Source organism: Legionella israelensis (assembly GCF_004571175.1).
Lineage (GTDB): Bacteria > Pseudomonadota > Gammaproteobacteria > Legionellales > Legionellaceae > Legionella_D > Legionella_D israelensis.
Genome location: NZ_CP038273.1, coordinates 956,117 through 969,637, shown reverse-complemented (window position 1 = coordinate 969,637; position 13,521 = coordinate 956,117). Strand labels below are relative to the sequence as shown.

The following is a 13,521-nucleotide window of genomic DNA, read 5'->3' as shown; positions in this document are numbered from 1 at the left end:
GTAAGTTAGACACAAATCTTCTAAAAAATACTATGCTGCGTAACATGAGCTCCTAAGTGCCCACATAGGTCGCTATGCTACGTTTTTTAGCAAATTTGATATGGAATCTGTTCGTTTATGTGGCCGTCAACATAGTAAATCGAGCTATGAAAGTGTCAGTTTTTCGTAGGACTTGGTTTTTTTTGCATGGCTTTTTTCTCATGCCGTCGTTCCTGCCATTGTTGTAATAACACATAAAAGGCGGGTACAAAGACAACGGCAAGGCAAGTGGAGGCTACCATTCCGCTACTCACAGCAATGCCGATAGAGCGTCTGGCATTAGCGCCAGCGCCTGTGGCAAAGACTAAGGGCATGACCCCCATGATAAAGGCAAAAGAAGTCATAAGAATAGGTCGGAAACGGGTTTTTGCACCTAAAACAGCAGCTTCAAGGATGGATTTTTTATGAATTTCGCGCTGTTCTCTGGCAACTTCCACAATTAAAATCGCGTTTTTGGCTGCCAAGGCAATTAAAAGCAAAATACCTATCTGTGTGTACATATTATTGGCGATACCGAGCAAGGATAAAACCAGTACGGTACCAATCAAAGCCAAAGGCACGCTGAAAAGAATAGAGACAGGCGTAACCCAGTTTTCATATTGCCCGGCCAAGATTAAATACACTAAAAACAGAGATAAAATAAAAATGTAATAACTCATGTTTCCAGCCAGTTTTTCCTGATAAGCAGTACTGGTCCACTCATAAGACATGCCTTTGGGTAGATAGGTTTTGGCTATTTTCTCCATGACTTGAATGGCCTGGCCTGAACTGTATCCTTTTCCAGATATGCCAGTGAGGTTGCTGGAAGGATAGAGATTGTAAAGAGATATAATAGATGGTCCCACGGTGGGTGTGATATCCGTCAATGTTCCGAGAGGCACCATTTCTCCGGATTGGTTTTTAACGTAGTAATTACGTACTTCCGCAATGTTCATACGAGAAGGCGCTTCAGCTTGCACATACACCTGAAACACTTTACCAAATTTGGTAAAAAGGTTTACATAGGATGAGCCAAGATAGGTCTGTAGTGCATCAAACGCATCACCAATATGAACACCAAGTGATTCAGCTTTAGTACGGTTAATAGGCGCTAAAACCTGAGGTACTGAAGCACGAAAGGAAGTCATCAGTCGTTGTAATTGCGGTAATGGACTTGCATAATGGATCAATTTATCAGTGACATCCTGTAATTTTTGATAATCGAAAGTCCCATCCTGCAACTCAATCTGCATTTGAAAGCCCCCGGATAACCCCAGACCCTGAATGGGAGGCGGAACCACCACCAAAACTTTGGCGTTTAAGGTTTCACCAGCCAGTTTATTGAGTTTTGTATAAAGAGAGAGCAAATCTTCCGATTTTCCCCTTTCGCTCCAGTCTTTAAACATAACATATAAAATACCGGCATTGGCCAGGCTGGCGTTGTTATCCAGCAAGGAAATGCCGCCAATGGAGATGACGTTTTCAATACCATCGACACGACTGACTTTTTTGCTGAGTTCATCGAGAACCGATTGTGTGCGATCCAGAGAAGCGCCATCGGGCAACATCACGTTCATGATGAGATATCCTTGATCCTCAAGAGGAATAAATCCTGTCGGTATACGGCTTAAGCCAAAAATCGCAAGCGCTACTAATAAAGCTCCAATGATGCAGGCAAAACCGCTACGATGCACAAGACGATCAATAAAACGGGTATAAGCCTCTTCCAGAGGATTGTATATTCTATCAAAGGCACGGAAAAAAATATTTTTCGGCTTATCAGGATCGATAGGTTTGAGCCATAAAGCGCATTGTGTAGGTTTTAGAGTCATGGCATTAATGGCACTGATGAGGGCCGTTGCAGCAATCACCAAGGCAAACTGCGCATACATTGCTCCGGTTAATCCCGGCATAAATCCTGCAGGAATAAAGACAGCCATAAGAACCAGAGTAATTCCGAGAATAGGACCAAACAGTTCCCGCATGGTTTCAATCGCCGATTGCTTGGGTGGAACACCTCTCTCAATATGTTGGGTTACCCCCTCGACAATCACTATCGCATCATCCACTACAATACCAATTGCTAACACGAGGGCAAATAAAGTTAATAAATTGATGGAAAAACCCATCATATACATGGCGATAAAAGCACCGATAATGGTCACAGGAACAGTGGTGGCCGGCACCAATGTTGCCCGGAAGTTCTGCAGGAAAACGACAATGACCAGCAATACTAAAATTCCTGCTTCAAAAAGCGTTTTATAGACTTCATCGACGGACGCTTTCACGAAAATGGTGGTATCAAATGGAATGGAATATTTCATGCCAGGAGGAAATTGTTTAGCCATTTTCTCAACGGTTTTTCGAACTTCCTGAGCTACTTCAAGTGCATTGGCGCCTGGAAGCTGGAAGATTCCAATGGCTGCAGTGGGCTTATTGTTAAGATTGGCAAATTGGCTGTAGCTGGTAGAACCAAGCTCAACACGACCTACGTCGCGAATACGAACGATCTTGGCGCTGCTGCCGACGTCTGCTTTTTGGTTTGGCTGTGTGGCTTCAGTTTTAATGATAACGTTGCCGAATTCGTCCGGATCAGCCAGTTGACCTGGAACATTCACAGATAATTGATAGGCTTGTGAGCCTTCCGTTGGAGGTGCGGCAATTTGGCCGGCAGAAACTTCCCTGTTTTGATTACGGATAGCATTCAGCACATCGCTGGGAGTCAGAGAGAAAGCCAACATTTTTTCAGGATCAAGCCATACCCGCATGGCGTAATTGCCTGAGCCAAAGATAACGACATTGCCCACACCTGGCAAACGAGACAGCTCATCCTGCATGTTTATGGTGGCATAGTTGTTAAGGAATAATCCATCATATTTGTTATTTTCAGAAGTTAGTGTAATGAATTGCAAAATGGCTGTGGATTTTTGTTGTACTACCACTCCTTGCTGCTGAACTGCAGTAGGTAATTGAGCCATCGCTGCCTGAACACGATTTTGTACCAAAACCTGGGCAAAATTGAGATCCGTTCCAATAGCGAAGGTCACGATGAGATTGTAATTACCAGTGCTGGTGCTGGTCGATTGCATATAAAGCATGTTTTCTACCCCATTGACTTGCTGCTCAATAGGAAGAGCGACCGAGTTAATCAGTGTTTTGGCATCAGCTCCTGGGTAGTTGGTAGTGACCTGAATGGTAGGAGGGACGATTTCCGGATATTGGGAAACGGGCAATACGGCTATGAAGATCAATCCTAGAAAAACGAGCAACAAAGCAATGACATTGGCTAATACCGGTCGTTCAATGAAAAATTTGGAGATCATTACTTATTCTCCTCTTTGGGGGGGTGAGGAGTGACTGGACTTCCTGGGGTTGCAAATTGCAATCCATTGATAATAACTTCATCTTTAGCCGTTAATCCCTTAAGAATGGCTTGTCTGCCATTTTCGATCTCGCCTGTTTGAACTCGTTTTTGCACCACAAGATTATTTTTATCAACCAGTAACAAATAGGGACCAATTTGATCATACTGTACGGCTGTATCAGGTACCGTTAATTGGAGAGAAGGTTTGCTTATTGCTATTCTGACTTTTACAAAAAGACCAGGAACCAGAATTAAATCTTTATTAGGTAGAAGGGCACGAAACTGCATGGTTCCAGTTGAGGCATTAAGACCGGTACTGATAAAATCAAGATGGCCTTTATGGGGAAAGCCCGTTTCATTTTGCAGAGCAACATAGACAGGAATTTTATTAATATCTTCGGGTTTAAAGCCATAAGCTCTCGCAGCCGCACGTAATTTAATCAGATCCAGTTCATTCAGATTGAAATACACATATATGGGATTAATTTGTTCGATGGTGGCCAGGGTTGTAGCAGCCCCATTACCCACTAAATTTCCCACATCCACAAGATGTCGACCGATCCGGCCATAAAACGGAGCCTTGACCTGGGTATAACTGTAATTAATGGTGGCTGTATCAAGATTGGCTTTGGCTTTTTCCACTTCTGCCTGTGCCTGATCACGTCTAGCCTGCCAAACTTCCACATTGTTCAAAGAAGTTGCATTTTCCTTATACATTCTTTGTTGGCGTGCATATTCTGCTTTAGCGTAGGCAAGACCAGCTTGTTGAGCTTCCAAGGAAGCCTGAGCCTCTTTGAGCTTGTCCTGATAAGGTTCAGGCTCAATCAAAAACAACGTTTTTCCCTTATCCACAAAGGTTCCATCGGTAAATTGTATGTCTTGCAGATACCCCTCCACACGTGCGACCAAATCGACTGAATTGTAGGCAACGGTATTGCCGGTCTGACTCACGTATTCTCTCATGTTAACGAGTTTGGGCTTTTCGATAATCACCACAGGAGGAGATACGACCGCTACGGTTTTTGGAGATCTGAATAAAAGATAATAGATGAGAAGAAGTGCCAATATAACAATAACAGCAATTTTCATGGATCTTACGGTTCTGTTTTGATTCATAAGTATCACCAGTTGGGCAGATAAAGTTGTTTAAGGCATTGTTGGGCTGTTACTGGCGGCAGATGATTTTGCGCTTGCAGTAAATTACCCCAGTTAGTACGCCCAGCCATTTCATGTTTGATTTTTTCGGGAACAATATCTTTTCCTATTCGAAGTTGCCATCCGCCTCCAAGGGCGCGATACAGTCCTACGATAGCTTGTGAAATATCGCCTTTGGCATTGGTTAATGAGGTTTGTACCTGCAATTGCTGGCGCTCAGCATCAAGCACTGTGGTATAAATGGATTCACCTTCCTTATAGCGGATTAATGCCAATTTTACGGATTGAACAGCGGAACGGTTTGCCGTGGTCAAAGAACGTACGGCTTTTTTTGCTTCGATGTATTGGGTAATGCTGTCTTGCACTTCTTGTTGTGCTTGTAGTACCAGATTGCGATACTTTAATAAGGACTGCTGGAAAGCAGCGTCCTGCATGCGCACAGCATTGGTAATTTGTCCATAATTGAGTATGGGCCATGTGAAGGAAGGGCCGGCAGTTATCGTGCGATTTGACCAGTCAAAAATATCACTGATGGAATTCTTACCAATGTTATTTGAGGTGAAGACAAAAGAGCCTGATAAGGAAAAAGTGGGAAAAAGATTGGCCTTTGCTCCTCCGATGGCAGCAGATTGTGCAATTGCTTCCTGTCTGGCTTGATGAATATCCGGTCGTTGTGCAATCGTTTCTCTGGGAATTCCAATTTCTATCTGAGATGGCGCTTTAGGAATGCCGCGGCTTTTTTTGATGAATGCATCCACCTCATTGGGAACAAGACCAAGCAATACAGCCAGTTTATCCTTCTGTTGTTGCAGACTGCTTATTTGTGAAGGCAATTGTGCCTCAGTCTGGGCAAGTTCAGTTTGTGCCTGTTGCACGTCTAACTGACTTGTTTGTCCTGCATTGTAGCGAGATTTGGCGATTTTAAGACTCATTCTCTGTAATTCGATATTTTTTTTAGTAACCGCTATCAGTTCCTGAAAGGTGCGAATGGATATATAAGCACTGGCAATGTCAGCCGTGAGAGTGACCAGAGCATTATCATAGGCAGCTACGGAAGCCAGAAAACCGGCATTATTTGATTGAATGGCTCGTCGATATTTTCCCCAGAAATCGATTTCCCAGCTTGAAGAAAATCCTAACGACGCTGTGCTGAAGCTTGATGGTAAAATATTTTGTAAAGAGCCCCCACCAATACGGTGATAAGTGTAATCACCGCCTAAGGCCTGTTGTTGAGGATAAAGCTGTCCTACGGATTGCGCCAGTTGTGCTCTGGTTTGTAACACCCTTACGGCTGCCGCATACAGGGTTAAATTATTTTCATAGCCGGCATATATCAAGTAGCTGAGTGTTGGGTCATAAAAGATGTTCCACCAATTGACCGTTTGGGGGCAAGCCTCCCGGACGGTGGCATTTTTATGCTTAGATGTTTGCATCCAGTGTTTAGCGATTTTCAGGTGGGGTTCTTTATAATTTGGCCCAACCATACAGCTGCTAAGCAGGAAACAGGATAGGAATATCAAATATTTTAACATGGATGTTTATAATCCCTTATGAAGTCTATCCAAAAAATGGAGTGCTTTAATCCTATTCTTTTGCTTTAATATACTGAAATAATAATAAAAAAAGAAGACCAGGTTGCCCATTGCCTGTATTAGGTTTTGTTCACTTATCTTTTGCCGGCTGTAAATTCGGCTGATTTGTGCAAATTATTTGGTATAAATCAGGGAAGGCTACAGCCATTGTTCATTCATTGAGGTGAGAGTATGAAATATCAATATCATCATGTGGGAATACCGGTAACTGAGCCTCGTCCTAAAGAGCGTTATAGTTCGGTTATGGATATGTATACTTCAGGCGGTGAGTTACCTGGACGTATTCAATATCATCGCTTCGGCCCAAATTGTCCTTTGCATAAACTTATTCAGACTCAACCGCATGTGGCTTATAAGGTAGACAATTTGGATGAGGCCATTCGCGGCAAAAATGTTCTTCTTAAGCCTTATTTTCCGCTTAAGAATTTTAAAGTGGCCATGATTGAGGAACATGGAGCGGTGATTGAATTCATTGAAACGACATTAACAGAGGAAGAGATCTGGGATGAGAATCGGCATCAGGGTTCCACACTATATCCTGACAAATAACAGGATTTTTTATATCTTGGTGATTTAGCAAAAATTCCCCTTAAACAGCTTTCACTCTGTTTTAATTCACTAGAGCACTAAATGATTTAAATACTCGACTTTAGCCATTTTTCAGGTAAAGGAAAGCAATAGATTAAAAACCATAGAAGCGCACCGTTATATTTTATCAAAGTCGCTGTAAATCGATGACTTGAGAAAAATTGAACGGCACGAATTGCCGCGGCATCGACCGCGGTATTGCGAAGCTCCGTATGGATACCGCTATCAAGTAGCGGGGATTCGATTCCTAAAAAATGGCTAAAGTCGAGTTAAAAATATACAAGTTAAATTTGATGATTGATGAATCGAATATATTAACTTCGTCCCCGTTCTGTGGCTTATAAAAAATTAATTTTTTTAACCTTCTATAATTTAGGTATAACCTAAAAAAAGGGGGCCGCCATGAAGAAGGAATTACTTGATAAATTAAAAAAAATTAATCCCTTAAACGAGGAGGGTGTTCCAAAAAATCAGGGTAATTGTCAGTGGTGCGCTATAGAAGCTGCGCGTGTATTGCTTGAAGGTGTCGAACCTCGTGAGATCCCAAATTTTGAAGAAGGTCTTGAGCCAATAGAAGAACGTATACATCCCAAGTATGGCAGTGAATCCATTCATGAGGAAGATCCTGAGAATTTTTTTAAAGAATTACGAAAATTAAATGAAGGTGAGCTGATGTTGGTTAGCCTGGAATCAGATGATTTAGATCATGCCTATATTATTTATAGAGATGAAAATAAAGACTTTTACCTTATTGATCCTGATAGGCAGGTTTTTGTTGAGTTAGATGAACGTGATGATTTTCTACAAGCTGTGAAAGGATGGGATGGTGTTGAGGAGGTTAACTATTTGAATGGTGATATCGATTCTGATTTTAGGGATGAAGTCAGCGTTGATGTATGTGTGTTAAATTCAAATGCCCTTGAGGAGGATCCTTTACCTGAATATGGAAGTGAGCCACCCGAAAGGGCATTTGGTCTTTAAGGGGGCATCGAAAGAAGTGCCAAAAGACGAAAAAAAATCCTGGACTATTTCGATTAGCATTTCATTACTGTTACTTATGATCCTGATAATGATATGGTACATGATTAATAATCGCTATACCGCTTCTTTAAACCAGGTCAGTAATTATAAGGAGTTAAATGAAAAAATAGCTGCTTATAGAAAAGAATATCTGAAAAACACCTCATTGGAAATGATTATCATCCCGACTGGAATCTTTGTACAATCCTTTGAGTTTATGACTTCAAATACCGTTCAAATCAGTGGCTATGTTTGGCAGAAAATAGCAAAAAAAGATTTAGCTCAAGGTGTTTTGCCTGGCGTTATTTTTCCAGAAGCAAAGTCCGTGGCTTTGATGGAGCAAGCCTATGAAGTGGATTTTGATAAATATAAGCTTATGGCCTGGCGTTTTTCCGGCGCTACTTTATTGCAAAATTTCAATTATTCAAAGTATCCGTTTGATGTTCAGGATATTTGGATTCGAATGTGGCCAAAAGATTTTACTAAAGATGTTTTACTGGTGCCTGATTTTTCCTCGTATAAAAGAACAAAATCAGACTCTATTTTTGGTTTGGAGAAAGATATTGTAAAATGAATTAGTTTCGACTTAATCTGACATAACCACTTGAAAAGGTGAGAGTTTCCGGTTTTGATAGAAGTGCAAACTTTAACAAAACCAAAAGGAAAACTCTCATGATAGATAATAACGTTAAAATTATTAAACACAAAGTTGGCTTACTAAATTTAGCTGAAGAATTAGGCAATGTATCGAAAGCCTGTAAGGTAATGGGTTTATCACGAGACACCTTCTATCGTTATAAATCAGCGGTAGAATCTGGTGGGGTAGATGCCTTATTTGATAAGTCACGAAGGCAACCTAATCACAAGAACCGTGTTGACGATTCTATAGAGCAAGCGGTAAAAGAGTACGCCATAGAATATCCAGCTCATGGTCAACTACGCACCAGTAATGAGTTGCGTAAGAAAGGGATTTTTGTATCCCCTAGTGGCGTTCGCAGCGTCTGGCTTAGGCATAATTTAGCTAACTTTAAAGACCGTTTGAAGGCACTTGAAGCCAAAGTAGCATCAGAGGGCATTATTCTCACAGAAGCACAAATTGCAGCTTTGGAGAAGAAGAAGTTTGATGATGAGGCTTGCGGCGAAATTGAAACAGCACATCCTGGCTATCTTGGTTCCCAAGATACATTCTATGTGGGAACTATCAAAGGAGTTGGCCGCATTTATCAGCAGACTTTTGTTGATACTTATAGCAAAGTGGCATTTGCCAAGCTCTATACAACAAAAACGCCTATTACATCAGCAGATCTCCTTAACGACAAGGTCTTGCCGTTCTTTGAGCAGCAGCAGTTACCTATGCTGCGTGTTTTAACTGACCGGGGTACAGAGTATTGTGGGAAAGTAGAACAGCATGACTATCAGCTTTATTTAGCTATTAACAACATTGATCACACGAAAACTAAAGCACAATCACCGCAAACAAACGGTATTTGTGAGCGTTTCCACAAAACGATTTTGCAGGAGTTTTATCAAATCACATTCCGTAAGAAAGTTTACGATGACATGGATGAACTGCAAAAAGATCTGGACGTATGGCTTCATTATTATAATAATGAGCGCACCCATCAAGGCAAAATGTGCTGTGGACGTACTCCAATGCAAACATTGATTGATGGCAAACAAATCTGGAAGGAAAAATTGATAGGCTGAATTTGACCTGACAGACACTTCTGAAAAACCGGTAACTGTCAGATCAAGTTTGAACTACTACACTTTAACCCATTGCATTGCCTTAAGACTACCTGACCATGCAGATAATATGGGCGTGTCAATGCATTTCAGCGCTACATAATTCTGATAGTTATTTGTAACGGTGCGCAATCAAAAACCACTTGAATTGAACACAGTTATGATCTGTATTTGGTATGTTGCTTTTGCTTCATTCCTGTAATTAAACCCAACTTTCAAAAGGATTAGGATTTAAGCTTTCAATAGAGCCCAACAAACATACGCATTGATATCTGATCGAGTAAGCTGAATTAATATTTCACCATGGTCAAAACTAAACCCAGTTTAGAGCCCTATTTTTTTGAAATGTTCATGGATTTTATGTTTTGCAGCGTACTTTCAGTAAGATGCTCATAGAATTTAGAATGCGTAACAGGCCCAAATCCCCGTCCTCGGTGCTCATCCATAATTTTAAGAAAGGTTTTGTAATCTTCTCCTGAATATGTTTCCCTGGATTCTTCTGGTTTTTTGCTTTCCTCTGTAACATTTTTATCTAATTGATCTTTTATTTGCCCTATGATTGTTGACCATGTTTTAGTGTTTCCATATTGGTTAAAACGCCATAACGCTTGCTCCTCTCTTAGGTAAGCGAAGTCCCTGTGTTTACCTTCAATAAGCTCAACCAGTTTTAATAAAGTTTTATTGGAATTAATTTTTGGTAGAATGAAATTTATACAATTTTTTGCCTCTGCTTTTTTTTGTGCCAGATTTAAATCTTTTGCTTGGCCAATGGCTTTTAACTGACTTAAGATGATATCTGCTCCATATTTATCCCAGTCAATGATTGTATCCTCAGAAAATATGGCCCGCCCCCATTGAACAAATTCTAAATCGGCTCCTTTAAAATTTGTACCAGATAAATCAGCCTCAGAAAAATTGGCATTGAACAATTTGCAATTAGTTAGGCTGGCGTTTGCTAGATTGGCTTTTATAAACGTGCTGCTGCGCAGGTGGAAGCCATCTATTGAGAGGTATTGCAGATTATAACCATTGAAATTTTGTTGGGGTTTAACACGAGAATAATTTTCAATTTTTTCATGGCTGTATAAATCCATCAACGTTGGATCTGTTAAGAAAGAGTTATTATTAAGTAGAGAAACCAATTCTTCTAAAGCAGGTCGTTTTAAAGGATCGATAGGATCAATTTTAGCCTCCGTTTTTAGTAGCTCAATAATCTTTTGCCTCATACCCTTGTGTTTTAATAAGAACTCAGGTATTTCAACTTTGGTCGTTTCTTCATATTTTTCTGGAAACTGGGCAATATAAGCAGTTAATATTTTTTGTACATTATTTTTTAATATTTCATCATCGTTATAAATTTCATCTAACTCCTTTTGATATTTTTTATTGAAAACTTTATTGAGCTTGTCCGTATTTTCGACATTTTCTTCTTCAAGGTGCTTTTTATGTTCCTCCCAGGCTTTAGCAGCGGGTTGGAATTTTGGTAATTCACGAGCAAGAAAAAAAAGCATTGGTAAATTTTTGAGTTCAGAAAAAAAAGTCACGAATGTTTGTTTTTTATCGGTGATTTTTTTTTCATGATCTTTAATAATACTTATTCTTCTCTCTTCATTAATGTCAGGATTATTTAATTTTTTTTCAAGTGAAATGAGTTCTTTATAAAGATTGCTTAACTTATCTTGAAAGGGTGGAGTGTTAAGGTTTGAAAACTCAGGCAGAAAATTATCAAAAACCTCTTTATATCCTGAGTTTTCATGTCTATCGATAAACTGATGCAGTTCTGATTGTTGTATAGGATATTGTATAAAAAGTTCTTTATATTCAGATAGATACTCAACAACTGATGTTGACAATTGTTTTTTAAAATCTTCAACTTCTTGATTGATTTTTATTAGTGATTGAGAAAGTTCCGCAAGAATTTCATTTTTTTTCTCAATAATGGCCTGCGGATTACTTGCATTATCCTCTTTAAATTGCTTTGTAAGCTGTAATTCATCAAGTTCAATAGCAGATCCGGATACATTTATGACTGCTGTTGCTATCTGTTTATTATTTTCTTCATCATACACAGCAATGCTAAATTCTTTGTCTCTGCTTTTTAAAGCACCCAGAATGACATCCTGGAGCGATTCAAAACTCAAGGATATCATTTGATCATCGACTTTGTATTTCATGTATTTTACCTTTTAAATATAATTTGTGCTCTATGTATTATTTTAGGAAAAAATAATTAAGAAAGTATTATTTAGCGGGTTTTGTTCTGCACAGAGTGGGTAAATATAGTTATCTTTTGGATAATATGGGCGTGTCAAAAGAATATCTGAGGTTCGGAAGACATGTTGCCGCGCAGTGCTTTCTATTTCTCAGGAAAAAATATCAACTGCATTTGTCCCAGAACACACTCGTTTCCCATGTAATAGCTCAAACCCTCTTTTTCGTGGGTTCCTTCAAAAATCTTGAGTGTCACGCCATTAGATATTTTTTCAAGCAGCAGCTTTTTTTCGGCTGCCTCATACAGGCTGTCATAATAATTGCCAGCCAGTCCGGAATTTTCTGTTTCTCGACGATTTCCGATATTTCTGCCTCGGTGAATTGGTCGCTTTCGTCTGCGAGGTCGTTGAACGCGCGTAACGAATGATCCGGTGGCACGAAGCGGTCTTTGATCCCTGTGGCAAGATACACCTGTACACCTTTACCCCGGGCGTTTTCCAGATAGGTACTCGGACTTCTTTTCGCACATTCTTTAGCGGCCGGGGTTCCGGGTAACGGCGCGCCACCACAGCAGCGTTCAATATCATGTTAATAATCATGAGTGGCATGCCGCGTAGTCGCATACCAGGCTACGAGGTGGTAGACTGGTACCCAGGCCACGGCAGCCGTCCACAACTCTGGGTACCGCCCCACCATATTCAGTGTCATCATCCCGCCGCCGGAAAAGCCTACCAGATACACACGGCTCTCATCTATCCGGGCATTTTTTTAGCATATTCGAGCGCATCCAGCACATCTTGTATTGCCAACTCAGATGCTCCAGCTTCGGGGTTGTCGAAATCGCCTCTGAAATTTGGATGGATAAACACCCAGTCATTCTCAACCGCCCAGACGCCGTAGGGAATGCTGAAATGTTGCATATAATTTGCGCTCCAACTGTGCAACACCAGCAATAGCGGTTTTTTTCGGAGCGAGCCGGAATCATAGAACAGAGCCGGTTGCAAACTACCGTCTGCAGAGGATTTGATCGAGATAGACTGAACCTTCGGCGCTGCTTTTTTCCAAGCCTTAGCTTTCGGCATATCTGCCAGTGGGGATTTGGCCAGCTTCATAAATGTCGTGTAGTCCTTGACCAGTTTCACCGGCAGCTCATCACTCTGAGCCGGATTGAAGGCGGAAAACATACCAAAAGCAACTATGAAAAACGTTGTTCGCCATAAAAAACAATTGATCAAAATAGTCTCCTCTGCATGCTCAAAAAACGATCTGCCTGATAAGCGGAATTCTTCTCAGTACCCAAACCACAACAAAAGAGAAGAAAAAAATCAGCGCGGCAAAAAGAAGAATACCCAGTGCTGCATGCGTCTGCATCGGCTCAAACTGCCAGCCGAGCATGCCATCTCTTAGGATTTCCAGCACCATAGCATGGACCAAATAAATGCCCAACACGTCGGCACTCGTTTCCTGCAAAATACGCTCCTTTCTGGTTTCTCCCGTATAAGTGCCAGTTGCAAGGCTTTTGACCAGCAAAAACACCCCTGCCGACATCAGCAGGACGTTGAAAATGGAATATTCGTAGAAAACACTTTGAAATTCGCCTTGATGCCGAAGTGTCAGTGTGTACGTACCCCAGGCGGTCACACTAAAACCTATGAGAAACAGCACAAATGCCAGAATCATATATTTTGGGGGCAACCGTACGTTTTTCCAAAGAAAGCCCAGCACGAAATACCCCGACAATGCGACTACAGACTTTACGATTCCCGTCCAATTGCTCAGATCGACCTGCCAAAGATTGGCCTGCCTGAAATAGGCCATCGCTGGCGG

At 40.9% G+C, this 13,521-nt stretch carries 11 protein-coding genes and 1 pseudogene; 4 read left to right on the top strand and 8 right to left on the bottom strand.

Going from position 1 to position 13,521, the window contains the following annotated elements; genetic code table 11:
- Window positions 1-155: 155 nt before the first annotated feature.
- From E4T55_RS04270 to E4T55_RS04260, 3 genes are read right to left on the bottom strand one after another with little or no spacing between them, the layout of a single operon-like run.
- The gene (locus E4T55_RS04270; RefSeq protein WP_058501128.1) at window positions 156-3,341 is read right to left on the bottom strand and encodes an efflux RND transporter permease subunit; all 3,186 of its coding nucleotides are present in this window, start codon (window positions 3,339-3,341) and stop codon (window positions 156-158) included.
- Window positions 3,341-4,498, bottom strand: coding sequence for an efflux RND transporter periplasmic adaptor subunit (locus tag E4T55_RS04265; RefSeq protein ID WP_058501129.1), 1,158 nt, complete (start codon window positions 4,496-4,498; stop codon window positions 3,341-3,343). Before E4T55_RS04265 ends, E4T55_RS04270 begins: the two co-directional genes overlap by 1 nt.
- A gap of 5 nt (window positions 4,499-4,503) precedes the next feature.
- Entirely contained in the window at window positions 4,504-6,069 is a 1,566-nt protein-coding gene (locus tag E4T55_RS04260) for an efflux transporter outer membrane subunit (protein WP_058501130.1), read from the bottom strand.
- A gap of 231 nt (window positions 6,070-6,300) precedes the next feature.
- On the opposite strand from E4T55_RS04260, the gene E4T55_RS04255 reads away from it, so the two are divergent.
- The 4 genes and pseudogenes from E4T55_RS04255 to E4T55_RS04240 form a co-directional block, all read left to right on the top strand.
- Complete coding sequence (locus E4T55_RS04255; protein WP_058501131.1) at window positions 6,301-6,678, top strand: hypothetical protein; 378 nt, start codon at window positions 6,301-6,303, stop codon at window positions 6,676-6,678.
- Window positions 6,679-7,119: 441 nt separating this feature from the next.
- On the top strand, window positions 7,120-7,698 hold the full coding sequence (locus E4T55_RS04250) for a hypothetical protein (RefSeq protein WP_058501132.1): 579 nt from the start codon (window positions 7,120-7,122) through the stop codon (window positions 7,696-7,698).
- A gap of 100 nt (window positions 7,699-7,798) precedes the next feature.
- A complete protein-coding gene (locus E4T55_RS04245) occupies window positions 7,799-8,311 on the top strand; it encodes a ligand-gated ion channel (protein ID WP_058501133.1) in 513 nt (170 codons plus the stop codon).
- Between the two features lie 98 nt (window positions 8,312-8,409).
- A pseudogene (locus E4T55_RS04240) lies at window positions 8,410-9,432 on the top strand (IS481 family transposase); the annotation flags it as partial.
- A gap of 383 nt (window positions 9,433-9,815) precedes the next feature.
- Here the strand turns inward: E4T55_RS04240 and E4T55_RS04235 are convergent.
- The 5 genes from E4T55_RS04235 to E4T55_RS04215 all read right to left on the bottom strand — a co-directional run bounded on the left by E4T55_RS04235 (window position 9,816) and on the right by E4T55_RS04215 (window position 13,512).
- Window positions 9,816-11,657: a pentapeptide repeat-containing protein gene (locus E4T55_RS04235; protein WP_058501892.1), complete on the bottom strand. Its 1,842-nt coding sequence runs from the start codon at window positions 11,655-11,657 to the stop codon at window positions 9,816-9,818.
- Window positions 11,658-11,946: 289 nt separating this feature from the next.
- On the bottom strand, window positions 11,947-12,165 hold the full coding sequence (locus E4T55_RS04230; protein ID WP_058501891.1) for a hypothetical protein: 219 nt from the start codon (window positions 12,163-12,165) through the stop codon (window positions 11,947-11,949).
- 117 nt (window positions 12,166-12,282) lie between these two features.
- On the bottom strand, window positions 12,283-12,402 hold the full coding sequence (locus tag E4T55_RS15600) for a hypothetical protein (protein WP_418287824.1): 120 nt from the start codon (window positions 12,400-12,402) through the stop codon (window positions 12,283-12,285).
- A gap of 44 nt (window positions 12,403-12,446) precedes the next feature.
- Window positions 12,447-12,929: an alpha/beta hydrolase family protein gene (locus E4T55_RS04220; RefSeq protein WP_058501890.1), complete on the bottom strand. Its 483-nt coding sequence runs from the start codon at window positions 12,927-12,929 to the stop codon at window positions 12,447-12,449.
- 19 nt (window positions 12,930-12,948) lie between these two features.
- Entirely contained in the window at window positions 12,949-13,512 is a 564-nt protein-coding gene (locus E4T55_RS04215) for an acyltransferase family protein (RefSeq protein ID WP_131780774.1), read from the bottom strand.
- Between the last annotated feature and the right edge of the window lie 9 nt (window positions 13,513-13,521).